Raw genomic sequence first — 23,172 nt, 5'->3', positions numbered from 1 at the left:
AAAAGGCCTCTTGCGAGGCCTTTTCTATTTGAACATTTGGCGAACTCTTCGGATATCCATAATCAAGTCTTCAACCGTCTCGTTGAAGTTCTCAAGCTTATGAATCACCTGGCTCATGTCTTTTTCTTTGCGAACATGAGCTTTAAGCTCTTTCATCGCATTTCTTGCGCCCTCAATCGAGAAGCGATCGCGGTGCAAAAGTTTACGGATCAACAACGCATTTTCGACATCTTTACGAGTGTACATACGTTGGTTGTTAGAGGCTTTTTTAGGGCGCAGGATTTCAAACTCTGTTTCCCAGTAACGAAGAACATACTGTTTGATACCTAAGATTTCAGCTACGTCGCCAATTTTGAATCCCATTTTATCAGGGATGGCATTGATCTCTTCCAAAAGCTTGTCATCACAAAGCATGGCAGGAATCGAGATCGGAGCCGTCACCGGAGTGGCAACAGACTCTTCAACGAAATCAACGTGGCTATCACCAAGAGACAACTCGGAACTATCCATTTCGAGTTGTTCTGGCTCACTATTCGTTGTCATCATAGTCGTCGTCATCATCATCGTCCTCATCTTTTAAGTGAGCGTACTCTTCACCGTTCAACATCGCTTTTAAAACTTGCGAAGGACGGAACGTAAGAACACGGCGAGCGGAAATCTTGATCTGCTCCCCTGTTTGAGGGTTGCGACCAATACGTTCGTTTTTGCCGCGAACAACGAAGTTACCAAAACCAGAGATTTTTACTTTGTCGCCGTTTTGCAAAACGTCTTTCAAAGTATCGAAGCAAAGCTCAACAAGCTCGGAAGCTTCTTTTTTCGAGAAACCGATCTTTTGATACACGTTCTCGACGATATCGGCCTTAGTCACCGTTGATTTACCTAAGTTCTGGCCAGCCATGATTTATACTCCATTTCCGCCTTCGCACTCCGTGCTTTGGCGGGATTAACCATTTCTACTACAAAGGGTAACAAGTAACTGAAAACAATCAAGAATTTATCTCACAGAAAGATCAAAATTCTTTTTCAAGCTCTCAAGCACCTTGTTTGTCGTCTCTGCAATTTGCGCTTCCTGCAGTGTGGCATTTTTATCTTGAAGCCATAGGCGAATCGCGACGGATTTCTTACCCGCCTCCATTTTTTCGCCTTCATACAAGTCAAAGACATCCACATTTACTAGCAACGAGCCCGCTGCCTTACGGATATCTTTAAGCACATCGCCGACTTTCAAAGTCTTCGGCATCACAAACGCAAAGTCGCGCTCGACCACCGGGAACTTTGAAATACTTTGGATGCGGTAAGGACGAGGTTGTCCTTTGTAAAGCTGATCTAAATCAAGCTCTGCTAATGCCGCAGGCACACGGATCTTATTATCATCCAAAAGAACGGGATGAAGAGTTCCGATGAAACCCACTTTTTTACCTTCAACCAAAAGTTGAGCATATTGTCCTTGATGCAGGAATGCAGGCACTTCTGCTTTATTTGCCGGCGTCACCCACGTGTAGGCGGAAATATTCAAAGACTTCAGCAACACTTCAACCGCTGCTTTAAGTTCGAACACCACAGGATAATCCAAAGACTTATTCCAAAGATTGGAAGCACGCCCCCAAAGAGCCAAAGCCAAACGACTTGTTTCGCCGTAAGTACCGTCTTCTTTCATAAAGAAAGAATTGCCGATCTCAAACAAACGACCTTGCATATTGCCTGCGTGGAAGTTTGTGTTCAGATTCTTGAAGAGACCGAAGCTCAAAGAAGTTCTCATCACATCCATTTCTTCATTCAATGGATTCATGATGCGAATTTCTTTTTCGGAAACAGACAAGCCGGCCGCTTTCAAAGTTTCTACAGAACCTAAGAAAGCCTTTTCAGCTTTAGAGCCTACAAAGGCAAAGTTCACGGCCTGCTGGAAACCTTCCGCACGCATCAACTCGCTCGTCGTGCGATTCAGCATAAATGCCTTGTCGTGATGAGACGGCATCGTCTTAAATACCGGCAAAGATTCCGGGATGTGTTCATAACCATTCAAACGAGCGTACTCTTCAACCAAATCCATGTCTTGCTCAAGGTCAAAACGGAATGTCGGAGGAAGAATTTTATATGAACCCACGCCAGCTTGTTCAAGCTGACAACCCAAGCGCTTCATGAAGTCCACGAACTTGTGTTCTTCGGCTTGATAGCCCAAACGATCCGTCACCGTTTGTACAGAGATCGTCACGGGAGCTTTTTTCACTGGATTTGGATAGAAGTCATGGTGATCACCAAAAGCTTCGCCACCCGCAACTTCTAAAATCAAAGCTGTCGCACGATTCAATCCACGAAGCGCACCATCTGGATCTACACCGCGAGAGAATCTGTAAGCGGAATCCGTGTCAATACCGTGAGTGCGAGATGTTTTACGAGCACTCATTGGCAGGAAGTAGGCAGATTCCAAGAAAACTTCAGTCGTAGATTCAGTAACGCCGGAGTTCTTTCCACCGACAACACCTGCAAGACAAGCTGGATGAGACGTATCACGAATAGTCAGCTCCTCACCCGTCAAAGTGATTTCAGAGCCATCAAGAGTGATGAACTTTTCACCTTTCGTCGCGCGATCCACAATCACTTTTTTACCCGCGATAAAAGCCGCATCAAAGGCATGCAGAGGCTGACCCAATTCCATCATCACGTAGTTTGTGACGTCGACGATGTTATTAATAGAGTTCATACCCACACTTTCAAGACGCTTCACCAACCACTCTGGAGAAGGGCCTACTTTTAAGCCCTTCAGATAACGGCCGGTATAACGAGGGCACAAATCAAAAGCCTTCACATCCAAAGAGATTTCACTCTTTGTAGATTGAGAATTTACTTTCGGTTCTGTATTGGGAACTTTCAATTCTTTACCATAGAGGCAGGCCACTTCGCGCGCCAAACCGTAGTGGCTTAAGCAGTCCGCTCTATTCGGTGTTACTTTTAATTCGAAAGTGATGTCGTCATAACCAGCGTATTCTGCATAAGGTTTGCCGACGGGAGCATCCACAGGCAGAATCGCGATACCTTCAGATTCTTTCGCTAAACCAAGTTCCTTTAAAGAACAAAGCATGCCAGCTGAATCCACACCACGAACTGCTGATTTTTTAATCGCAAAATTACCAGGCAACACAGCTCCCGGCAAAGCCACGATCACACGGTCCCCGGCTTTGTGATTTTGCGCTCCACACACGATCTGGTGAACAACACCCTCACCTGTAGAAACGCGGCACAAAGAAAGTTTATCCGCATTAGGATGTTTATCTTTTTCTAAGATGTGACCTACAACCACGTGGTTAAAGTCTTTCGCGCGATTGGTGATTTCTTCCACCTCAAGACCCGCGCGAGTGAGAGCTTCACCCAACTCTTCCGGTTTTTGAAAGAATTCGGTCACATCAACATAATCTTGGAGCCATTTTAAACTGATCTTCATTTTACAAACTGCCTTAAGAAACGCACATCATTTTCAGGGAATAAACGAATGTCTTCGATGCCGTATTTAATAATCGCCATACGCTCAACACCAAAGCCGAACGCAAAGCCTTGCCATTTTGGATATTCGATTTTCGCGGCTTGGAATACTTTCGGATTCACAAGACCACAACCACCGATTTCAATCCAACCCGATTGTTTACAAAGACTGCAACCTTTGCCTTTACAAATTGGGCAAGAGCAATCCACTTCTGCCGAAGGCTCGGTGAAAGGGAAGAAACTAGGACGGAATCTTGTTTTCAATCCAGGACCAAAAAATTCACGAACGAAGAAACTGATCGTGCCTTTAAGATCCGCCATCGAAACTTTCTCATCCACACACAAAGCTTCAATCTGATGGAAGTTTGGAAGATGCGAAATATCGCTGTCACAACGGAACACCGGGCCCGTACCAATCACACGCAATGGCAACTGTTCTGTTTCCAAAGAGTGAATTTGAATCGGTGACGTGTGCGTGCGAAGCACATGGCTTTTATCGATGAAGAAAGTATCTTGCATATCACGCGCGGGGTGATCCGCAGGGATATTCAAAGCTTCAAAGTTATAATAATCTTTTTCAATCAATGGACCTGTGCGCACGCTGTAACCCAAACGCGCCATCACCGTAAAGATTTCTTCCACGACGATATTCACTGGGTGAGCCGAACCTTTTGGCTGCGAAGCCGCAGGCAATGTCAGGTCGATTTCTTCAGCCGCCATTTTCGCCGAAATCTCTTTTTTCTTCAGAGCATCTTCAGCTTCCGTGTAAGCCGCTTCAAGAAGCTGCTTCACTTCATTCACCTTTTTACCAAACAGAGGCTTTTCCTCTTTCGGCAAAGAGGCCATTTCTTTCATGATCTCTGTTAAAGAACCACTCTTCCCAAGGTACTGAACCTTCAGGTCGTAGAGGTCTTTGGATGTTGGAGCAGCTTTAAAAGCCGCCAGGGCTGTATCTTTGATGGAATCAAGTTTGGTCGTGGACATAGGGTCTCATAATCACCTCAGAGGCCCGTATTTTCAAGCATTTAGCTTTTACACACAGCGCAGAAAAGCCTTGAGGTTTAAAGGCTTTCCCCCTATCTTCCCAGGACCCTTATGGCGCATAAAAATAAATCGAATTACAGTCCCTATAAAGCCCGTCAAGAAGCCCGCGGAAACTTCTCCCCTTCAAATATGGGTCGTCATAAGAAGCCAGAGCTGATTTATGAGCTCAATGAGGCCAATGATCGCCTGGCCGATGTCTTCCGCAATCATGGTTTTGATATGGTGAACCACCAACAACGCCTGCAGCTAGCGCATTTTTACCGCCTTTTGATGTTAAATCAGGAAAAAGAGAATTTTACTCGCCTGCTGAAACTGCGCGACGTCGCTATTAAACATTTCATCGATAGCATCATCATTCTGAAATACACGAAACTCCAATTCCCGCTTTTGGACGTGGGCACGGGCCCGGGCTTTCCGGGAATTCCTTTAAAAATCATGCTTCCCGAAGAGAAGATTCTTTTAGGAGAAGGCGTTCAGCGCCGAGTGGAGTTTTTAAAGCACGTCCGCTCTGAAATGAAACTGCAAAACCTTGATATCTTGGGTCGCAATATCAACCAACACTGCATGTATCCTGTGAATGGAGCAATTACTCGCGCAGTAGAAGATATCGGTAACACTTTGGGGAACGTGATCAGTTGCCTTCAAACCGGCGGCCGCGTTTATTTCATGAAAGGCCCTGGAGTCGATCCCGAAATCAAAGCCTTTCAAGACACCGAGTGGTCTGAGTATTACAAACTTGTTGAAGACGTCGCCTACACTCTTCCGCAAACGCCTCACGAGCGCCGCTTGGTTGTTTACGAAAAGATTAAAAACAAACCATTACCCGAAGAGGATGAAGGCGAAGAGCTTTTATTTGATGAGCTCTCAGGAGACGAGAAAAGACGCTGGGCCAAATATACTTAAGCCTCGTTTTCCTCCGGCAAGTAAGAAATTTTAAGAATTGACTCTCTTTCCCCATAGAAATAGAAACCCGAACGATGACAAATCTTCCCCACCTTTTACAACTAGCCAAACTGCAGTCCCGCAACGGGGATATGCCAGAGGCTCGTGAAACGGCGGCGGAAGCCTTGCACACATTTGCACGGACAGAACAGTATTCCTTCTGGATTGAAAGCGCGCGTGTTTATCTTCAATCTTGTATTGAACTTGAAGACATCGCCACGGCTGAAAAGGTCATGCTGGAAGCCTTAGAGCTTTTGGCTTCGGGAAAACTTTCTGAGTCTCTTCAAGCCTCTGCACAGACTTTGATTGCATCCTGGTTTTTGGCGCAAGGAAAAGCCGCAGAATCGCAAGCTTACTTGGATTCTGCTATCACCAAGGCCACTCACAGTCGTGATTTGGAAGTTTTGGCCAGAGCCCTTCTCATCAATGCCTTTCAACTGTCGTTCAATCCCAAAACCTTCACGCAGGCACTTCAGCTCTTAAGCAAGATTGATACACTTTTGGCAGAGATCGAAAACCCCGAGCTTTCACTGATTGCAAATAATGTTCGCGGATATGTTTATCTCGAATCTCAACAACATGATGCTGCATTGAACACGCTTTGGAAAAACTATGAAACCGCGAAGCTTCATGGTTATCAGACATCCATTTCTTCGGTCTTGGGTGAACTCGCCTTGGTCGCTCGCGCCCAACAACAACATGAACACTATCGCCTTTATGCTGAACTTGCCTTGAAGGGTTTAAATCCGCAAAAGACGCCGCGCCTTTATAAGCGCATCCTAAAAATCTATCCCGAAAGCGAGCGCAATCAGAAAGCTCACTACGATTTCGAGATCGACGAAAAGAATCGTTTCGTGCGCGAAAGAACCAAAGGCCCGATTGATTTTAAAAATCAGCACATACTTTTTGATATGGCCTTGATGTTCATCAAAACCCCAGGTCAACGCTATTCCAAAGAAGATTTGGCGGAAAAAATCTGGTCGCAAGTTTACGATCCCGATCTGCACGACAATTTGATCTATGTTTCGATCAAACGTTTGCGCACTTTGCTAGAGCCGGATTTAGAAAGTCCGCGCTATATCCTGCGCGATCGCAAAGGTTATTACTTTAACTCACAAACCCATGTTCATTTTAAGAATTTAGAGGAAGCTCCACTATGAAACTCCTAAGCTCTTTTATGGCCGTCTTCATCATGACCTCTTTCAGCTTTGCCGGCCCTGGCGATGGACCTATCGTTCCTTGGCCAACCAGCGTGGTGCGTGAAGCCCTCAATGAAACGACGATCTATGGTGATTGGGTCGCTTACGAACACAATGCCGTTTGGTATATCAATATTCAAAAAGATCCTTTAGAGATCGGCCGCGCTTCCATTGCGATTTCTTCTGGCGCTGTTTTCACTCACAAAGCTGTCGGCTCCCTTTACCGCGGAGACAATGTGTTTTGGGGTAAGCTGGTTATGGACGCCAACCACTCAGCAGCCATCGTTCTTTACAAAGACTATGAAGGCACGAAGCTTCGTATCGCCAAAGGCCACAACCGCTACGTCGATGTTAGACTGTATCGTCAGAAATAAGGATTTGCACCGTGATTGAGATCAGCTCAAAAAGCAACGACCACTTTCGCCGCTGGGTGGATTTAGCTTCCGCCCGCGGAATCAAAAAACACCAAGAGTTCATCCTGATGGGAGAAAAGCTTATTGGTGAGTTTTTAGAAAATCCAAATTTCAAAGTGAAAGCGGAGTTGGTTCATGAAGATCTTAAATCTTTGACGATGACGGCAGCCTCCTTAAAAGGCCAGCGCATCCCTGTTTTTAAGCTTCCGAAAGCTCTGTTTAACGAAGTCGATGTCATTGGCACCCATTACAATCTCTTAGTTTTAGAGCCGAAAGAAATTCCGGCGTTGTCGGCAGAAAAAACTCAAGGTTTGGAAGTGCTTTCTCCATTGGGAGATCCTTCGAATCTTGGGGCTTTGGCGCGCTCGGCTTTAGCTTTTGGTGCGAGCAAAATGATTCTGACGGAAGAAAGTTGCAACCCGTTCCATCCGAAGGCGATTAAATCCTCGGCCGGAGCTCTTTTAAAGTTGCCGCTTTATCGCATTGGCAAATTCACGGACTTTGTTGCCGGCAACGAAGATGTGTACGCTTTAGATATGAAAGGCGAAAATGTCGCTACTTTCAAATGGCCCAAAAACATCCGCTTAGCTATTGGTGAAGAGGGACCTGGGTTTAGTGGCCTTAAAGGTTTAAAGCGCTTGTCAGTCGCTACGCAAAGCGTGGAATCCTTGAATGCGACCGTGGCTGCCAGTATTGCTCTATTCAGCTATTCTGTTTCTCAGAAATAAGCTGCGTTTGAAGGCAGCTTATTTACACAGTAAACTTTTGATTTCAGCTTCAGGGATCTGTTGGGCCATCTGACAGATCTTTTGGTCTAAAACTCCATAGACGTCCCAATTTGAAAACAGAGTCTCAGCACGGCCTTTGGTCACACCGATTTGCTTCCATTGAGTCCCGACTCTGGCAAATAGAGGTGCCCCACTGTCACCGGGCTGTACGCGCGACGTGGATTTAGATTCGTAAGTGCTAGAGCTTTTTGTAATACGATCTAATCGTGCCATTCTTTTTGTGTCCGTCGTTGCGATTTCTTCGATGGGATTGATCGTAACAACTGTCGGCCAGTAATTGATCAACTGCGAGTGAATCGACGGTAACTCCTTCTGAGCAACAATTTGAGTGAATTGAAAGTCTACTTTCAGTGCTAACGGCTTTTCAAAAATAACAATGGCGATGTCTTCTGCAGGACCGATACGCAGACGAAGACCTTGAGAATCTAGACGGCGTTTTAAATCGGCGGCGTAAACAAATCGCGCCTTTACGGTCTCACGATACTTTGTCATATAGCCGATGCGGCGAGTTTCGCCCGTCGGAGCTTTGCGATAGATGTACTCACCGACTTGAATATCGATTTCCCAGGACTTTAAAACTTCGGATTGATAAACGCAGTGGGCGGCGGTCACCATCACCCGGTCCGACAAAAGATTTCCGTTACACATTCCAGGAACAGTGTCTTTGCTTTCAGGATCATATCCCAAGGCGCTAAAGAAAACGACGGATTCAAGTTCGGGTGTTTCCGCAGGAACCGCATTCGTCAAAGCCCAAGACTGTGTCGCCAACAGAATGGTGATTAAGAAAATCTTCATAAAGCCCCCTCTGAAAGAAGGAGCTATTTCAGCTCTGAGGCCGGGTCACCAAAAAAAGGGATCGATGACACCCTGTGAGCATCGCTAAACTTCATTAATTAGATTTGAGAGACAAATAACGAAGACGATCTTCTTTGGGCAGCCGTTCGATGGCGTAACGAAGCATGGTTCGAGGCATTTGAGCAGCATAGCGATCCAGGAACTGGCGAAGGTCTTTTTCACTCACTCTTTTCCCAGCTTCTCGCAACATCCAGCCGCTGGCTTTGTGAATAAGGTCGTGACGGTCCTTCATTAGAATTTCAGCGATTTTGAAGGTGTCCTTCAATTCGCCTTTTTTGATGAAATGAAACGTGGAGAGCATGGCAATCCGGCGCTCCCAAAGGCTTTTTGATTTTGCTAACTTCTGCAAAATCTTGCGATCGCGATTATACAGAAAAGCGCCGACGATGTATTCTGCCGAAGAATCAACGAGGTCCCAATTATTGATATATTTCGTGTGCTTTAGATAAAACTTATAGATCTTTTCTTGCACTTCTTCAGAACTTTTCGAGAATTGACTTACCAAAATCAAAAGTCCAATCAGGCGCTCTTCATGATGCGGGGATTTAACAAGAACGCTGACTTCTTTCAGTGGCAGATCCTTATACTTCTTAGCGATCAACCGGCTTTCCGGAACAGTCAAACCTAAGAAGATATCCCCTTCCGCATAGTCGCCAGGTCCCGTCTTAAAAAAACGCTGCAGCGTTTTCGCGCGGGCTGGTTTTCTTTTCTTAAGAATATCTTTTTGGATCGCTAACATTTCTTGAGGGTACGAGAGAAACTTCGTCAGCGCAACAAAGGAACAGACTTCTGTTTTGCAGAAGTCTGTCGTCTATTAACAAGGAATCAATTTTTCAAGGACGTCTTCAGATGGAACTTTATCCCACAATGACAGTACATAGCCGCCACCACCAGAACCGGTCGGTTTCACAGCAAGAGCACCTTTTTCTTTAAGCCATTGTATGTGCTTGCCTGGAGCCCCTTCATTCAAGCCCCACTGCTCAAAACATTCTCCGCCTTCTTCAATGGCTTTTGCCAGAAGAGGAAGCCCCTCTTGCCTATCAAGCTTTAATGCTTTTTCTGCGATTGCCACGGCTTCCGCCATTTGCTTATCGATTTTTTCTCCGACCTCAGGATTCTGCAAAAGAAGATCTTTAACTTTATTAACAGCATCCACCGTGACGCCACGTTTGCCCGAATAGGAAATATACCAATGCGGTTTCCACGAAGTAGACAATGGCTTGCGTTCCCCATTTCGCACGAAGTATAAACCCTCGCCCGATAAAGCGACGGCGATATCCACCCCACTGCTTTCACCATGAAACAGGTTTTCTAGATCACGCGCAAACTCGTAGTATTCATTCTCCTGGACATATCCCAGATAACCTAGCCAACGAGTGAGTGCGACACAAAGAGCAGCCGAAGCACCCATCCCCGCACCCACGGGAATTGAAGACTCTAAAAGAAGAATCCCCTTAAGATCTTGCCGAGAGATTTTTTTAAGTTCACAGGCCTTTTCCAAAACTCCCCAAACCAGAAGCTGAAGATCTTTGCCGTGGTCTCCGACCAGACGAAGCTCCAATGCGGACTCCGTGCGTGCGTAACTCAATTCTAAGTTGCGCGACTGAATAGGAAAAACCAACGCGGGAACACCGCGCAGGACGGCGTGTTCGCCAGCAAGGATCCATTTTCCAAATGATTTACAAGTAAAATCAATGGACATCGGATTTCACACCTTCAAAGGCTAAGACTTTGAATTCGTTTTTAAAAAGCTCGCGATAAGTTTCAAAAGACTTCTTCTGATCATTCCTGAAAAGCATGTGCACGTTCGCACCCGCGTCCATCGTCACCAAAGGACCGTCTTGCCATTTATTCCAAAGCTTTTGGCATTCCTCCAAAACTTTTTTGGATCCGTCCGTCATATAGCTGAACGACGGTGTGCTTGTTTCAAACAAGCGATGCATATCAATGAACTCATCCCAGACAATCTGACGGGCCATGTGCCAGTCATCAAATTGCAAAGCTTGCGAAAGATCTTTAAGGCGAATCTCAGCACGCTCCACACGACCCTCGAAACGAGGGCTCGTCGTCACTAGCTTATGAGCTTCTGAACTTGAGACCTCTTTTTTTGAATCTTCTACGACAACGACGATGTGATGCATGTCTTTGACCGGAAGATTCATAGGTTCTGCATACTCATGCAACCAAATCGCCCAAGGAGAAAATAACGAACGACACGAAGAGCCGGACCCCTGACGAGATAGTTCAGATAAAACCTTCTTATCTTCACCCCAAGGCTGCGGATTGATTTTTTGAAACATCTGCGCTGCTGCCAAAGTCAAAGCTGCGAAGCTCGAAGCGGAACTTGCAAGACCACAGTCGGAAGGAAAGTTATTCGCAGACTCAACAAGGAAGTTCTTGGTGACTCCCCACTTGTCTTTCAGATTTTGCAGATGTTTTAAAAATCGTTGTTGCCCTTTTTCGGAAAGATCCATTTTTTCTAGATCTTCGCGAACAAGAAGCTTCCATTGATCCTTCCCACCTTCAATCTCTGTCAAACGCACGAAGGTTCTTAAATTTTCCAAAGTATAAGATAAAGAGCCATTCGTCGGCTTATTGCCAGAGCCTTCGATCTTACCCATGTATTTGATAAGAGCGATATTGGAAGGAGCAGAAACTAAAACTTGATTCATAGAGTTCCTCGAACTTGCAGACCATTGGCGATCTTTTGCGAAGATGCCATTAAGGATAATTGACGTGTTTGGCAGAACTGTTTCAGTCCTTCCGACTCAAGTTTACGAGTGACCACCAGGACGACGTCGGCACCTAAAGCACCACAGCCTTTCGCCGCCACCACGCCAGGAATTTGCTTGATGTCATTTAATAAAGAAAGAGTTTCGTTGCAGGTAAAGCCCAAGGACTTTAAAGAATCAGCATAGGCGTTAATGCCTGAAACAAAAACAGAACTATCTTGAGTCTCAAAAGACTCGCGAATCGTCGCGAAACTTTTTTCTAAAGAGCTTGCATCAAAAGTTTTTAAATTCTTAAGATGCTCGTGGGTGGCGACTTTATTTCCAGTGTGCAGAAGGTGCAGCTCCAAATCTTCAAACGGCCAGCTCTTAACCGAAATCAGACCTTTGCGCTTTTCAAAGAAAGTTAAAGCACCTTTGAGTTGTCCTACAAGATCAGCGCCACTAGGACGTTGACCTTCACCTTTCCACGCGACTTCGTAATAAGCTTCTAAAAGATGTTTGAAATCCAGAAGCTTTTCCATGTCCTGCTGAGGCGCTTCTTTATAAAGCCACAAAGCATAGACACCTAAAAATTGGGCTGTTGAAGCACCAAAGCCACCTTTGCCTGCATAAGCGTCTTTAAAATTAAGATCAAATTGAGAGAAGTAATCCTGATGTTTGCGCGCAAAAAGACCCGCCGGAGATTCAGGATGAATCGAACCTAAGCGGCCCGTGCCTTTGTTGGCTTCAAGCTCAAAACAAGGTTGTGACAAAAAGACCAGTGTCGGTCCTTCTTGCAAAGCCAGGTATTCGCCCGCGATAAAAGTTTTGCCGGGTACGGAGAAGACCAGGGACATGGCCTCTCCTAACTGTGTGTGTGTGTTGTCGTCGTCGCTCTTTGCGAAGAGCGAAGTTCTTTAAGCACGTCAATTGCATTGCTTAAAGAGATGCGTTTACGAACCGCTAAGATTTCTTCAAGTTTCTTTTGTACAAGAGGAATTTCTTTTTCTTCAGCGCCCGCGCCCAAAGCCAAATTCTTCGTGTGAAGTTTCATATGGCCTTCAATAATTCCCACTGTCGTCAGAGCTTTTAAAGCCCCCAGGTTTTGCACCAGTCCAACAGCCGCAATCACGCGAGAAAGCTCATTTGCCGAAGTCGTTCCCAACATCTTCATACACATCATCGCTGTCGGATGAAGAGTTGTTACACCACCAACCGTACCCACGATCAAAGGGGCTTCAAAGATACCTTTAAGTCCACCTTCGCCATCACGGAACCAACGAGTGATCGAACGGTATTGTCCATCACGTGAAGCATAAGCATGAATGCCTGCTTCCACCGCGCGCCAATCATTTCCGGTTGCGATCAGAACTGGGTCGATCCCATTAAGAACGCCCTTATTGTTCGTCGCTGCACGATAAGGATCTTGTTGAGCAAACAAAGAAGCTTCTTCAATTTTTTCAGCCAACTCAGGATCGATGTCTTTGATGTGAACTGTTGCACGAGTGACTTTTGAATCGACAAGATTCGAAAGAATACACATCGTCACTTTTTCGCCGGTGAATTGTTCGATCGGCTCTTTTAAGAATTCACAAACTTGGTTCATGATGTTGGCGCCCATAGCATCGCATGGGTCCATCAACACATGAACAACAGCCATGTCCGTTCCGTCACCACGAGGCACACGGCGAACTTGGATATCACGCACCCCACCGCCACGACGAACAAGACCGAACGCCACTTCACGGTTTGAGATTTCAATTAAGAAGTTTTTCTGAGATAGAATTTGTTTTTCAAACTTCGCAAAGTCTTTGATCTTTGCGCATTGAATTTGACCGATGATATCGTTACCCACAACTTCCGTTGTAATGGAACCTGATTCACGAATCCATTTCGCCGACTTACAAACCGCTGCAACGATAGAAGTTTCTTCCACCGCCATCGGGATCACGTAGTCTTTGCCATCGATATTGAAGTTAGTTGCTACTCCCAAAGGAAGCTGGAAATAGCCGATGACGTTTTCGATAAACTTTTCGCCCAAAGAAGTGTCGCGCAATCCGCCCTTAGACAGATACTCCACATCGGAATCATGAAGAACGCCAACGTCCATCAACGCTTTCAATCTTTCCTCGCGAGAAAGTTTTGAGAAACCTTTAAAGATGTCTAGAAGCTGCTTTTTCATCGAATCACCCTCTTTGTTTGAAGGTCTTTAAGATTTTTTGAACCAGTACAGAACAAAGCAATCTTAAGTTCAGTTTCTAATTTATTCATAAGCTCTTCCAAGGCCTCATCACCTTTCAGAGCCGCCTCTAAAAAGGGTCTTGCGAGCCCTACTTTGTTAGCACCTAAAGCGCAAAGTTTTGCGACTTCAAGTCCGTTTCTAACGCCACCCGAAGCCCAGATTTCATAACTCACGCGGGCTTCTTTGGCATTCAAAACAGACTGTACTGTACTAATACCCCAATTTGCGAAAGTTTGCGCTACTTTATACAGTAAATCATTCTCTTGAGAGCGATAGCCTTCTACGCGCCCCCAATGAGTTCCACCCTTGCCAGCGACGTCGACAGCGTAAATACCGGCATTTTCGAGACGTTTTAGAGTTTCTACGGAAAAACCGCAGCCCACTTCCTTCACAATGACGGGCACGCCAGCGATTTTTACTAGGTTTTCTAGAGCTTCTATTCCATGTCGAAAGTCACGAGTGCCTTCGGGCTGCAAAGCCTCTTGAAGAGGATTCACGTGCACAAAAAGCGCGATGGCTTCGGTGGACTCGATCAGACGTTGGACTTTGTCGATCGGACTTTTGATCAGTTGAGCGATTCCAATATTTCCCAAAAGCAAAGCCTTCGGAGCCTGACGGCGCACTCGGTTCCACTCTTCAGCGGCATTGGAATCTTCCAACTCTCTTCTTTGCGAGCCTACACCCATAAGAATCTGGCGACGGTCACTCAAACGAGCCAAAGCTTCGTTGATTTCACGGCCTTGTTCATGGCCTGCAGTCATAGAGGAAATAAAAATGGGAGAAGAAAGAGAAACAGAATCTTTTGTGACGGGGTCTTTTAAAAAGAAAGAGGTCGAAATATCGACCTCTTTAAAATCCAAATTAGGCAAAGCCTCATGAATTAATTCGATCGAGTCTAAACCATTTTGTCCCTCAGTCTGCGACCTTGGATCCAGCGCGATTTTGATGTGATCGCGCTTTCTTTGTTCAAATTGGCTATTAGACTCTTCCATGGGTTGCTATTGCAGACCTACGCCAAAGCGTGTTTGCAAAGAGCAGTGAATGCTGCTGCATCGTTGATTGCAAGGTCAGCCAAGATCTTACGGTCAACTTGGATGCCAGCTTTAATCAAGCCACCGATCAAACGAGAATATGTAGTTCCGTTCAAACGAGCTGCTGCATTGATACGTTGATTCCACAATGTGCGGAAGTTACGTTTTTTAGCTTTACGGTCGCGGTAAGCATACGCCATACCACGGTCATTTTTCTCTACCGCGTGGATGTACGCGCGAGAACCAGCTGAATAGTAACCTTTTGCTCTTTTAAGAACCTTTTTGTGACGAGCACGATTTGTTTTACCACTTTTTACACGAGCCATTTTCTACCTCAAATTTACTGTACATCTTCGAACTTCGTCGAAGTTACGTACGGAAAAGACATTTAAAATTTTTAGATTAATTCCTAGAACACCAAGCAACGACGAACTTGTAACATGTTCGCGTCTTCTACGTATGATGTCTTACCTAGTTGTCTTTTCGTTTTTGAGCTCATGTGTGAGTTCAAGTGACGCATGCGAGTGCTTTTTTTCTTAACTTTACCGCTTGAAAGAACTTTCAAACGTTTTTTAGCGCCTGAGTGAGTGCGCATTTTCATAATGTTTACCTTCCACCGATAAGGCGTCTTTCCCGTTGGGGACAGCTCTTAACCATTGCCTTAGACAGTCATAATTATGGACTCATGGTTTTATGTCGCATGTCGGGTAAAAGCAAGCTTTTTTGAGGGGTTAGCCGGAATTAAAGAGGACCTTGCGGATAAGCCAAGTTATTTCGTTTTCCTCATAATTTCAATAATTTAAGACAGATTTCAGAGATTTCTAGAGAGTTCCCCACCATTCTTTGATACAAGAATTTTGCTTAAAAATAAGGTGATTAAACCAACCTACTCAAAGAGGGTCTTGTATGAACCAACTTGTTTCGACTGTCGTATTGCTAGTCTCACTTTCTTTATCTGCTCATGCGATAGAGCCCAAGAAAATCTTAAAAACGGGTGCCAATAGCGCCACGGTTCGCATCGAAACAGAAGAAAAGGACGGCACTCAGGTCGCCGCCTACATCGATGCCTCTGAAATGCCTGAATTCATCCAAATCATGCTTCAGGATCCCACGTCTGAACTGAGCAAGATCAAACACGAGCTTGAAATAGAAAACTGCCAGGAAACTAGCACGACGCCTGACGGTTACATCCCTCAGTGCGGCGCTGTCGAATGGACAGATTTAGTACAAACATCTTTTGGTCGCGGTGGCTGGATGTCTGCGGGCGCGGCTTACACTTTGTTTGTCGGCTTTCGCTTTGATGGCACAGGTCGCTTTTTTGAATCCACACACATGGTGGTCTTAAGCGAATCGGCCGAAGCCGTGGTCGACGGCGATATGAACTACACAGGATTTATCAGGAAAGACCTTCGTTTGGAAAAAGCCGAACGCCTGCCCCTTTCATACCACGATAAGCGTTGATTGAAGTTTCAGAAGGTGACAGACTTTTTTCATGATCACCTCTGAAGTTTTAAAAAATTATCGCGCTTACGAAGTTCAGCACTTTCAAATTGAAACACTTAAAATTGAAAGTGCTGCGCTTAAGAACAATCCTCTGAAAGATCCGGCGACACGCTTTAATCCCCTTCTTCTTCCTCGCAATGAAGGTCCATGGCCTGTCGTCATGGTCTTAGGCGGATTCACAGGAAATTCTCCGTTTTATTTCAATCCCAAGTTTAATGAACAAAATGCCGTACAGGTGATAGACCAAGCCTTTGAACGTGGCGAAGCGCCCGAAGCTTTGTACGTGTTTGTCGATGCTTTGACTTCTTGGGGCGGATCGCAGTTCTTAAATTCCGCAGCCACGGGAAACTATGAAGACTATATTATTCAAGAAATCATCCCTGCATTAAAAGAGCACTTCCCAGTTTCTCACAATACCCAAGACTGGTGTGTGATGGGAGGTTCCAGCGGAGGCTATGGGGCCCTTCATTTAGGATCTAAGCATCCTGAAATCTTCGGTTATGTCGGAGCGATCGCGCCGGATTGTTTTTTTGAGGCGAGCCTCTTACCCGAGCTTTATCACGCCCATCCGTTTTGGGAAAAATATAAAGAGTCGGCTGCCCGTGCTCTTGAAGAACTTAGAAATAAAAAATTATTGAAAGCGAAAAACTGGCATTCCGTGGTGAATGCGTTCGGCATGGCTTCTTGTTATTCGGCGAAAGGTCACGGCGTTGAATTTCACTGGCCGCTCGACCTTCACACGGCAGAAAAAATCCCCGCTATCTGGGAGCAGTGGCTTGAAAAAGATCCCCTTCATTTTCTTCCAAAGCGTATTTCTAATTTAAAAAAACTTTCGGGTATCTATTTGGATGTTGGAAGCAAAGACAACTTCCACCTTCAATACGGCAGTCGTCAGATTTCTAAATTCTTTAAATCTCAAGGTCTTTCTCACGAGTATGTCGAGTTTGATGGAAATCATTTTGATATTGGCGAGCGACGCGTGGAAGTTTGGAAATGGCTTTCTTCACTATGGAGAACTTAATGAAGTGGATGTTCCTCTGCGCGGTTTTGGCTTTCAACATCGCCCAGGCCCAAACCTCCACTCCTGAATTCAACACGGCTTCAGAATACGAAGACTGGAGCTGGACACCGCAATCCAAGGACACATTGAAAGTAAAACTGGGTTTGGCGGTGCCTCGTTATAATTTTACTATTCTTGCCCCCTCGGGACTGGCGGATGCGAAGTTTTTACCGAACTCGCCGTCAAAAACGAGTGTTGGATTTTCTTATCGTAATTTGGGTTTTACCGCTTCAGTGCAAAATCCTGTCGACGAAGAGGATAAAGAAAATTACGGCTCTTCTTCCGCGGTCGATTTTCAACTTAGATTTTTTGGTAAGCGTAGCTATGAATTTTTTCTGCAAGCTTACGATGGATATTATATTGAAAACTCGGCCGAGCTAGATCCTTCCTATGCAAACACTTCGAAAAAGATATTTCGCGATGATATTAAAACGCGAAACTTTGGATTTAACTTTTACTGGAACCTGAACGAAGAAACTTTTTCGCAAGCCATGGCTTTTGATCAGGCGGGTTTTCAAAAGAAAAGTGATTGGGGTGTTTCCGCTTATTTTCATGCCAGTCGAAATTCAATTGCCGCAAAGGATGCGTTTATCCCGCCGTCCGCAACATCGCAATTTGGAAGCCTGGGCGATTTAGATGGCATGCAACGGGACACGGCGGGCCCGGGTGTCGCTATTGGCGGAATTGCCGTTTATCAGAATTTCTATGCGACGGGTTTTATCGGATTGGGCGTAGGCTATCAACGAGTGAACTTAGAGTACGTTGTAAAAGACGATGAAACTAGCGAATCCATGGGCACTTTCAGTACGGGACGCCTGGGTTTTGGATACAATGGTCTGCGACACTCCGTCGGATTCCAAGCCATCTCCGATGCTGTCAGCACCACCATCGAAAGCGGCAATATCGAATCAAGCAATATTGAACTTTTGGTGTTCTATTCTTATCGCTTCGAGAACGTCAATATTCCTCCCGCGAACTTAGTTTCAAGTTGGTTTGATTAGCTGCTTGTGTAAAGCAACACAGAGTTGCAGTCGCAGGTTCACTTTGACCTAAGATTTTGAATTGAATAAAGTGAAGCCATGACAGACCTGATGGCTGCCCGCTCAACGATGGCTTTTTCTTTAGGGTTTCACATAATCTTTGCTGCGGTCGGCATGACAATGCCTTTTTTTATGTCAGCGGCTCACTATCTTTTTTTAAAGAAGAAAAATCCTGAATATCTAGAGCTTACTAAAATGTGGATGAAAGGTGTCGCGATTTTATTTGCGGTGGGCGCGGTTTCGGGAACTGTACTGTCTTTTGAATTGGGACTCCTTTGGCCCGGGTTTATGAAATACGCCGGCCCCATTATTGGAATGCCTTTTTCGTGGGAAGGCACCGCTTTCTTTTTAGAAGCTATTGCCATTGGTCTTTTTCTTTATGGTTGGAAGAAGATGCGACCTTGGGTTCACTGGGGCACTGGTTTAATGGTGGGTATTAGCGGCTTTGCTTCTGGCGTCTTCGTCGTCGCTGCGAATGGCTGGATGAATTCGCCGGCCGGTTTTGATTGGGTGAATGGCGAAGCAATGAATATTGATCCTGTGGCCGCGATGTTTAATAAGGCGTGGCTCCATCAAACCTTGCACATGCAATTTGCCGCCTTGCAAGCGGTGGGCTTTGCGGTCGCGGGTATTCATGCCTTCTTATATCTTCGAGGCCGGGCTCAAGAACTTCATCTGAAAGCATTTAAAATCGCGATGTGTTTTGGAGCCGCCGCTTCCATTGCCCAGCCTTTTATTGGACACTTTGCTGCTCAACGAGTGGCCGTGTTGCAACCGGTGAAGTTGGCTGCGATGGAAGGTCACTTTAAAACCGAAAGACGTGCCCCTTTGCACATTGGGGGTATTCCAAATGCCGAAACCCAAACTATGGATTATAGCATTCCTCTTCCTGGAATGCTCAGCTTTCTGGCTTTCAATGATGTTGATGCCGAAGTGATGGGTTTAGATCAAGTTCCTCGAGAGTTGTGGCCTCCGCTAGTCATCACTCACATTAGCTTTCAAATCATGGTCGCCATTGGAACAGCAATGGCTCTTATCGCGATCTTATTTTTCATCTATCAACGGAAGAACACTTTTCCATCTTGGCTTTTAAAAACCATCATCGCCTTTTCACCTTTGGGATTTGTTGCGATGGAAGCTGGATGGATCGTCACTGAAGTGGGACGACAACCTTGGATCATTTACGGGATTCTGAAAACACGCGATGCCGTCACCCCAGTGCCAGGAATGAAATATCATTTCTTTTTATTCTTAGCTTTGTATCTATTCTTAAGTTTCGTTACGGTCTGGCTGCTAAAACGGCAAGTTGCCGTCGCCCAAAGAAAGTTTGAGGTTCAATGATTGAAATTCTTCTTTTCTTTATTGGAGCTTCGCTTTTACTTTACGTTCTGTTTGGTGGCGCCGATTATGGTGCCGGTATTTTAGAACTTCTTCCTGCAGGCAGTTTACGAGATTCACAAAAAAAGGTTATCAACGATGCGATGGGTCCCGTGTGGGAGGCCAATCACATGTGGCTGATCTTAGTTGTCGTGATACTTTTCATGGGATTTCCTTCGATCTTCACGCTTCTTATGACGTCTTTGCACATTCCAATGGTGGCTCTGCTTTTCGGCATCGTTGTTCGCGGATGTGCTTTCACCTTTCGGCATTACGATGCTGTGCAAGCGCCTCAATCACAAAACGTCTACACAGTTCTTTTTGGAACTTCGAGTCTTTGGACGGCGATGTGGTTAGGTATCATTGCCGGAAGCTTGAATCGTGGTTTGATTGATCCGTTAAGCACCGACTTTCACGAAGCGTACATCGCTCCGTGGTGGGGACTCTATCCTTTCTGCATGGGTATCTTCGTTGTCTGTATCTTCGCTTTCCTAGCCAGTGTGTATTTGATCGGTGAAACAGAAAATCTGGATCTTAAAAAGATGTTTATCAAACGCGCTTTTATTCTTAATTACTTAGTCGTCCTTTCTGGCGCTTTTGTTTTTGCGGCCTCAGCCGATGAGCGCACGCCTTTGTTTGCTGACTTCTTTGAAAGTAAAATCACTATGGCCATCATGATTGCGGCAACAGCGCTCTTCATCGCGCTTTGGTTTTTTATTAGAAAACGACAAACTCTGTTAACCCGCACGGTGGCAGCCGGACAAATCACTTTGATTTTGGCAGGATGGTATGTGCTCAATGCACCGAACGCTCTTTTGACGGCGCAAGGACCGGTCAGTTTTTACGAAGCCGCAGCTCCCTTAGCGACACTTTGGCAATTGGTGATGGCTCTTTTAGTCGGAAGTCTTTTTATTTTTCCAAGTCTGTTCTATTTGATGAAGGTATTTAAGACCGGGACGACAGAAGAGATGTAACGGCAAGGATTGACCGTCCATGGTCAATTTGCCTCCCCCAAGGCTCACCGTCGGTGACTGATTGCTTATCCAACAATCTTCCCTCGAAGTGAAACGGGCGAAACTTTTTAAGCTGCCCACAAATAGGATTGAAAAATTCGCGCAAAGCCTCAATAAAATTTTCTGTGTTCAGGATAAAGAACATGAAGTATCTGCATGAACATGCTTTACGGCACTAAGTCCAGTGATCTTACTTCTGGTTTCTTCCGATAAGACCTGTATGCTTTTGAGACTTTTTAGTTCGTTCTTATTACTCCTATTATTTCTTTCAAGTGCGCTCAGCGTAGCGCAAACTTCAGTCGCGCCGGAAAAAGCGCAAGCTCTTTTCGCGAAAACTAAAAGTCTTTATGAGCCCATCGCCAAAGCCCGAGGGGAAGAATTCTTTCTAGAGATTCATTGGGATCGAACAACCGTTTCGGCGCAAGCCGTGCGCAACGAACTAAAAAAGTACGGCATCGGTGTTGATGTGGGGATGCTGACGTCTTCGCGTGTGAGCGAAGATGCTCTAGCCTTAACACTTTGTCATGAAGCGGGACATCTTTTTGGAGGTCGCCCGTTAAGAAGTGTTCCCGCTGAGTGGGAAGGCCCGATCGATGAAAGCGGCAAGAGTCTTTTAACTTCAGAAGGACAATCAGATTATTACTCGACGGCGGTCTGCTTTAGAAAAATGGTCGCGGGGGAAGATCATCGAGCGGCCTTAAATGGAAAAGAGATTCCTCAACGTGTTACAAACTTATGTGATTCGGTGTGGGGGTTGCGCACGTCTGAATCGTATCTTTGCCAAAGAACGGCTTTAGCAGGATTTAGTTTTCTGACGATGGTGATGGACTTCCCTATTTCATTTAACACTCCCGATAAAACTGTCAGTGATACTACGATTGCCGATAGCTATCCTTCTCGACAATGTCGCCTGGACACTCTTTTTGCCGGAGCTCTGTGCAAAGATGTGCTCCCTTTGGATTATGAGCGAAAAGACATGCAACTCAACCTTTGCGCGGAGGGAGTTTCCGCCCGCCCCGCTTGCTGGTTTAAAACTCCTTAAGCACTTCAGCTTGCGCCAATTTGCGGCTCTAGTGTGAACTAAGTATAAATTCTGGCTTCTTCAGAAAATCTGAATTTCATCTAGGAAAATCACTAAGGAATAATTTAGGAAAAACTTTTCCGTCCTTTTCACTGCGATCTCAAAACTAATGCTTCCCGCTGTTCCATGAGCCTTATTTTGTCACTTTTGAAAAGTGTCAAAAACTTCGACGCCTCTTCTGGCACCTTCATTGCTCCTAAGGGTTCAGAATTTACCGTGGAGGATAAATTATTATGGAATTCTTATTATCATTAGGTCGTGGCTTTACATCAGCAGATGCAATCTGGATGTGGACTATTCTAGCAGCCCAAATCGTTTCAATCGCGATCATCGCAGAAAGAGCTTTTGCGCTTTTTGGTGCTCGTAAAACAAATCAGAAAGAACTTTCGAAAGTTCTGGCGGAAGATATTCGCTCTGGAAACTTAGAAAAAGCTCTTCGTCGCTCTTTGCAAATGGGCACTAAAGAACCCTTGGGCGTAGTGGCGGCGGCCGGCATTCAAGCGGCAATGGATATGGGCGGTAAAGAAGAGATCCAACTTAAAATGGATGAAGTTCTTCTTGAAGAAAACTCTCGTGTAGAAAAACGCATTGGTTTCTTGGCGATGTTTGCTAACGTTGCCACTCTATTAGGTCTATTAGGTACAATCACAGGTTTGATCCACTCTTTCGCGGGTATCTCAAATGCGAACCCAGCGGAAAAAGCGACAATCCTTTCTCAAGGTATTTCTTTGGCGATGAATACAACAGCTTACGGTTTGATCGTGGCAGTTCCTGCTTTGATCATGTATGCGGTTTTGCAAAACCGTGCATCTCGTTTGACGGATGACCTTAACAAAGGTGCTTTGAACCTTTTCATCCAATTGGGTTTCCACTACGAGCCGGTTTCTACAACTAAAGAAGTTCCTGCTAACTCTGGGAGATAGTTATGAGCATGATGGGCGGATCGGGCGACGACAAAGATTTGAACTTTGAACTTAATATTTTACCGATCTTGGACATTTTATCGGTTCTTATCTGCTTCCTTCTTCTAACAGCGGTTTGGATTCAGATCGGAACAATCGATACGCGCCAAGCGATCGGTGATAACTCTGTGGCTGGAGCAAAGAATCCTCCATCCCTTTGGATCACGGTAAACACACAGGGTGCAGTTCAACTGTCCTTGCGCGATTTGCCCAATGCTAAAACTCACGAAGAGCAAATTCAGGCTTCAGGTCGCAGTGTGAACTGGGCCGTGCTTGAACAAAAACTTCAAGCTCTGCGTGCAAAATGGCCTGATCTTAAAACAGGCGTAGTTCGTCCTGAAGCACAAGCCTCTTACGGTGACGTGATTCGTATTATGGACAAGCTGAAACAGAATCAATTTGAAGGTGTGGGTTTATCCCCACTTGGGTAGGAC

The 23,172-nt window shown here is 45.4% G+C and carries 25 protein-coding genes; 12 read left to right on the top strand and 13 right to left on the bottom strand.

The genetic code is table 11. The annotated features are described in order from the left end of the window. Positions 1-24 precede the first annotated feature (24 nt). The 4 genes from AZI85_RS17345 to pheS all read right to left on the bottom strand — a co-directional run bounded on the left by AZI85_RS17345 (position 25) and on the right by pheS (position 4,461). Complete coding sequence (locus AZI85_RS17345) at positions 25-564, bottom strand: MerR family transcriptional regulator (protein ID WP_253721051.1); 540 nt, start codon at positions 562-564, stop codon at positions 25-27. Further along, the gene (locus AZI85_RS17340) at positions 530-868 is read right to left on the bottom strand and encodes an integration host factor subunit alpha (RefSeq protein ID WP_063208455.1); all 339 of its coding nucleotides are present in this window, start codon (positions 866-868) and stop codon (positions 530-532) included. Before AZI85_RS17340 ends, AZI85_RS17345 begins: the two co-directional genes overlap by 35 nt. Positions 869-994: 126 nt before the next feature. Continuing rightward, on the bottom strand, positions 995-3,439 hold the full coding sequence (gene pheT, locus AZI85_RS17335) for a phenylalanine--tRNA ligase subunit beta (RefSeq protein ID WP_063245223.1): 2,445 nt from the start codon (positions 3,437-3,439) through the stop codon (positions 995-997). Next, complete coding sequence (gene pheS, locus AZI85_RS17330; RefSeq protein ID WP_063245222.1) at positions 3,436-4,461, bottom strand: phenylalanine--tRNA ligase subunit alpha; 1,026 nt, start codon at positions 4,459-4,461, stop codon at positions 3,436-3,438. The genes pheT and pheS overlap by 4 nt, the downstream gene beginning before the upstream one ends. 111 nt (positions 4,462-4,572) lie before the next feature. On the opposite strand from pheS, the gene AZI85_RS17325 reads away from it, so the two are divergent. From AZI85_RS17325 to AZI85_RS17310, 4 genes are all read left to right on the top strand, one after another. Continuing rightward, the gene (locus tag AZI85_RS17325) at positions 4,573-5,424 is read left to right on the top strand and encodes a 16S rRNA (guanine(527)-N(7))-methyltransferase RsmG (RefSeq protein WP_063245221.1); all 852 of its coding nucleotides are present in this window, start codon (positions 4,573-4,575) and stop codon (positions 5,422-5,424) included. Positions 5,425-5,498: 74 nt separating this feature from the next. Continuing rightward, positions 5,499-6,623: a winged helix-turn-helix domain-containing protein gene (locus AZI85_RS17320; protein WP_063245220.1), complete on the top strand. Its 1,125-nt coding sequence runs from the start codon at positions 5,499-5,501 to the stop codon at positions 6,621-6,623. Beyond that, positions 6,620-7,036, top strand: coding sequence for a hypothetical protein (locus tag AZI85_RS17315; protein ID WP_063245219.1), 417 nt, complete (start codon positions 6,620-6,622; stop codon positions 7,034-7,036). Before AZI85_RS17320 ends, AZI85_RS17315 begins: the two co-directional genes overlap by 4 nt. Positions 7,037-7,047: 11 nt before the next feature. Beyond that, a complete protein-coding gene (locus AZI85_RS17310) occupies positions 7,048-7,803 on the top strand; it encodes a TrmH family RNA methyltransferase (protein ID WP_063245218.1) in 756 nt (251 codons plus the stop codon). Positions 7,804-7,821: 18 nt separating this feature from the next. On the opposite strand, the gene AZI85_RS17305 is transcribed toward AZI85_RS17310, so the two are convergent. The 9 genes from AZI85_RS17305 to rpmI all read right to left on the bottom strand — a co-directional run bounded on the left by AZI85_RS17305 (position 7,822) and on the right by rpmI (position 15,303). Continuing rightward, a complete protein-coding gene (locus tag AZI85_RS17305) occupies positions 7,822-8,658 on the bottom strand; it encodes a trypsin-like serine peptidase (protein WP_063245217.1) in 837 nt (278 codons plus the stop codon). A 94-nt stretch (positions 8,659-8,752) separates the two neighbouring features. Further along, complete coding sequence (locus AZI85_RS17300) at positions 8,753-9,457, bottom strand: DNA alkylation repair protein (protein WP_063245216.1); 705 nt, start codon at positions 9,455-9,457, stop codon at positions 8,753-8,755. A 75-nt stretch (positions 9,458-9,532) separates the two neighbouring features. Continuing rightward, complete coding sequence (locus tag AZI85_RS17295; protein WP_063245215.1) at positions 9,533-10,420, bottom strand: mevalonate kinase family protein; 888 nt, start codon at positions 10,418-10,420, stop codon at positions 9,533-9,535. Then, the gene (gene mvaD, locus AZI85_RS17290; protein ID WP_063245214.1) at positions 10,410-11,390 is read right to left on the bottom strand and encodes a diphosphomevalonate decarboxylase; all 981 of its coding nucleotides are present in this window, start codon (positions 11,388-11,390) and stop codon (positions 10,410-10,412) included. Before mvaD ends, AZI85_RS17295 begins: the two co-directional genes overlap by 11 nt. Then, a complete protein-coding gene (locus AZI85_RS17285) occupies positions 11,387-12,286 on the bottom strand; it encodes a hypothetical protein (RefSeq protein WP_063245213.1) in 900 nt (299 codons plus the stop codon). Before AZI85_RS17285 ends, mvaD begins: the two co-directional genes overlap by 4 nt. Before the next feature lie 8 nt (positions 12,287-12,294). Continuing rightward, positions 12,295-13,611 carry a hydroxymethylglutaryl-CoA reductase, degradative gene (locus tag AZI85_RS17280; protein ID WP_063245212.1) on the bottom strand — a complete coding sequence of 439 codons (1,317 nt, stop codon included), beginning with the start codon at positions 13,609-13,611 and terminating at the stop codon, positions 12,295-12,297. Then, on the bottom strand, positions 13,608-14,663 hold the full coding sequence (gene fni / locus AZI85_RS17275; protein WP_063245211.1) for a type 2 isopentenyl-diphosphate Delta-isomerase: 1,056 nt from the start codon (positions 14,661-14,663) through the stop codon (positions 13,608-13,610). The genes AZI85_RS17280 and fni overlap by 4 nt, the downstream gene beginning before the upstream one ends. A gap of 17 nt (positions 14,664-14,680) precedes the next feature. Beyond that, positions 14,681-15,028 carry a 50S ribosomal protein L20 gene (gene rplT, locus AZI85_RS17270; RefSeq protein WP_063208145.1) on the bottom strand — a complete coding sequence of 116 codons (348 nt, stop codon included), beginning with the start codon at positions 15,026-15,028 and terminating at the stop codon, positions 14,681-14,683. Between the two features lie 83 nt (positions 15,029-15,111). After that, positions 15,112-15,303, bottom strand: a complete 192-nt coding sequence (gene rpmI / locus AZI85_RS17265) for a 50S ribosomal protein L35 (RefSeq protein ID WP_011164102.1) — start codon at positions 15,301-15,303, stop codon at positions 15,112-15,114. A gap of 305 nt (positions 15,304-15,608) precedes the next feature. Here rpmI and AZI85_RS17260 point away from each other — a divergent pair, with 305 nt between their 5' ends. The 8 genes from AZI85_RS17260 to AZI85_RS17225 all read left to right on the top strand — a co-directional run bounded on the left by AZI85_RS17260 (position 15,609) and on the right by AZI85_RS17225 (position 23,169). Beyond that, positions 15,609-16,163: a hypothetical protein gene (locus AZI85_RS17260; RefSeq protein WP_063245210.1), complete on the top strand. Its 555-nt coding sequence runs from the start codon at positions 15,609-15,611 to the stop codon at positions 16,161-16,163. A gap of 31 nt (positions 16,164-16,194) precedes the next feature. Then, entirely contained in the window at positions 16,195-17,226 is a 1,032-nt protein-coding gene (locus AZI85_RS17255) for an alpha/beta hydrolase (RefSeq protein WP_063245209.1), read from the top strand. Then, the gene (locus tag AZI85_RS17250) at positions 17,226-18,266 is read left to right on the top strand and encodes a DUF4421 family protein (protein ID WP_172795352.1); all 1,041 of its coding nucleotides are present in this window, start codon (positions 17,226-17,228) and stop codon (positions 18,264-18,266) included. Before AZI85_RS17255 ends, AZI85_RS17250 begins: the two co-directional genes overlap by 1 nt. Positions 18,267-18,344: 78 nt before the next feature. Beyond that, a complete protein-coding gene (locus AZI85_RS17245; RefSeq protein ID WP_063245207.1) occupies positions 18,345-19,646 on the top strand; it encodes a cytochrome ubiquinol oxidase subunit I in 1,302 nt (433 codons plus the stop codon). Beyond that, a complete protein-coding gene (locus AZI85_RS17240) occupies positions 19,643-20,656 on the top strand; it encodes a cytochrome d ubiquinol oxidase subunit II (protein WP_063245206.1) in 1,014 nt (337 codons plus the stop codon). Before AZI85_RS17245 ends, AZI85_RS17240 begins: the two co-directional genes overlap by 4 nt. Positions 20,657-20,915: 259 nt before the next feature. Beyond that, the gene (locus tag AZI85_RS17235; protein ID WP_063245205.1) at positions 20,916-21,737 is read left to right on the top strand and encodes a hypothetical protein; all 822 of its coding nucleotides are present in this window, start codon (positions 20,916-20,918) and stop codon (positions 21,735-21,737) included. 272 nt (positions 21,738-22,009) lie between these two features. Continuing rightward, entirely contained in the window at positions 22,010-22,699 is a 690-nt protein-coding gene (locus AZI85_RS17230) for a MotA/TolQ/ExbB proton channel family protein (RefSeq protein ID WP_063245204.1), read from the top strand. A 2-nt stretch (positions 22,700-22,701) separates the two neighbouring features. Beyond that, on the top strand, positions 22,702-23,169 hold the full coding sequence (locus AZI85_RS17225; protein ID WP_253696815.1) for an ExbD/TolR family protein: 468 nt from the start codon (positions 22,702-22,704) through the stop codon (positions 23,167-23,169). Positions 23,170-23,172 lie beyond the last annotated feature (3 nt).

The organism is Bdellovibrio bacteriovorus (assembly GCF_001592755.1).
Classification (GTDB): Bacteria; Bdellovibrionota; Bdellovibrionia; order Bdellovibrionales; family Bdellovibrionaceae; genus Bdellovibrio; species Bdellovibrio bacteriovorus_E.
This window is presented reverse-complemented; position numbering and strand designations above follow the sequence as displayed.

Excerpts from the sequence above, each read along its gene's own strand:
- AZI85_RS17230 (WP_063245204.1), top strand. The coding sequence starts at position 22,010 with ATGGAATTCTTATTATCATTAGGTCGTGGCTTTACATCAGCAGATGCA.
- rplT (WP_063208145.1), bottom strand. The coding sequence starts at position 15,028 with ATGGCTCGTGTAAAAAGTGGTAAAACAAATCGTGCTCGTCACAAAAAG.
- AZI85_RS17325 (WP_063245221.1), top strand. The coding sequence starts at position 4,573 with ATGGCGCATAAAAATAAATCGAATTACAGTCCCTATAAAGCCCGTCAA.
- AZI85_RS17240 (WP_063245206.1), top strand. The coding sequence starts at position 19,643 with ATGATTGAAATTCTTCTTTTCTTTATTGGAGCTTCGCTTTTACTTTAC.
- rpmI (WP_011164102.1), bottom strand. The coding sequence starts at position 15,303 with ATGAAAATGCGCACTCACTCAGGCGCTAAAAAACGTTTGAAAGTTCTT.
- pheT (WP_063245223.1), bottom strand. The coding sequence starts at position 3,439 with ATGAAGATCAGTTTAAAATGGCTCCAAGATTATGTTGATGTGACCGAA.
- AZI85_RS17295 (WP_063245215.1), bottom strand. The coding sequence starts at position 10,420 with ATGTCCATTGATTTTACTTGTAAATCATTTGGAAAATGGATCCTTGCT.
- fni (WP_063245211.1), bottom strand. The coding sequence starts at position 14,663 with ATGGAAGAGTCTAATAGCCAATTTGAACAAAGAAAGCGCGATCACATC.
- AZI85_RS17245 (WP_063245207.1), top strand. The coding sequence starts at position 18,345 with ATGACAGACCTGATGGCTGCCCGCTCAACGATGGCTTTTTCTTTAGGG.
- pheS (WP_063245222.1), bottom strand. The coding sequence starts at position 4,461 with ATGTCCACGACCAAACTTGATTCCATCAAAGATACAGCCCTGGCGGCT.
- AZI85_RS17235 (WP_063245205.1), top strand. The coding sequence starts at position 20,916 with ATGCTTTTGAGACTTTTTAGTTCGTTCTTATTACTCCTATTATTTCTT.
- AZI85_RS17250 (WP_172795352.1), top strand. The coding sequence starts at position 17,226 with ATGAAGTGGATGTTCCTCTGCGCGGTTTTGGCTTTCAACATCGCCCAG.
- AZI85_RS17320 (WP_063245220.1), top strand. The coding sequence starts at position 5,499 with ATGACAAATCTTCCCCACCTTTTACAACTAGCCAAACTGCAGTCCCGC.
- mvaD (WP_063245214.1), bottom strand. The coding sequence starts at position 11,390 with ATGAATCAAGTTTTAGTTTCTGCTCCTTCCAATATCGCTCTTATCAAA.
- AZI85_RS17345 (WP_253721051.1), bottom strand. The coding sequence starts at position 564 with ATGATGATGACGACGACTATGATGACAACGAATAGTGAGCCAGAACAA.
- AZI85_RS17305 (WP_063245217.1), bottom strand. The coding sequence starts at position 8,658 with ATGAAGATTTTCTTAATCACCATTCTGTTGGCGACACAGTCTTGGGCT.
- AZI85_RS17315 (WP_063245219.1), top strand. The coding sequence starts at position 6,620 with ATGAAACTCCTAAGCTCTTTTATGGCCGTCTTCATCATGACCTCTTTC.
- AZI85_RS17260 (WP_063245210.1), top strand. The coding sequence starts at position 15,609 with ATGAACCAACTTGTTTCGACTGTCGTATTGCTAGTCTCACTTTCTTTA.
- AZI85_RS17300 (WP_063245216.1), bottom strand. The coding sequence starts at position 9,457 with ATGTTAGCGATCCAAAAAGATATTCTTAAGAAAAGAAAACCAGCCCGC.
- AZI85_RS17225 (WP_253696815.1), top strand. The coding sequence starts at position 22,702 with ATGAGCATGATGGGCGGATCGGGCGACGACAAAGATTTGAACTTTGAA.
- AZI85_RS17280 (WP_063245212.1), bottom strand. The coding sequence starts at position 13,611 with ATGAAAAAGCAGCTTCTAGACATCTTTAAAGGTTTCTCAAAACTTTCT.
- AZI85_RS17255 (WP_063245209.1), top strand. The coding sequence starts at position 16,195 with ATGATCACCTCTGAAGTTTTAAAAAATTATCGCGCTTACGAAGTTCAG.
- AZI85_RS17285 (WP_063245213.1), bottom strand. The coding sequence starts at position 12,286 with ATGTCCCTGGTCTTCTCCGTACCCGGCAAAACTTTTATCGCGGGCGAA.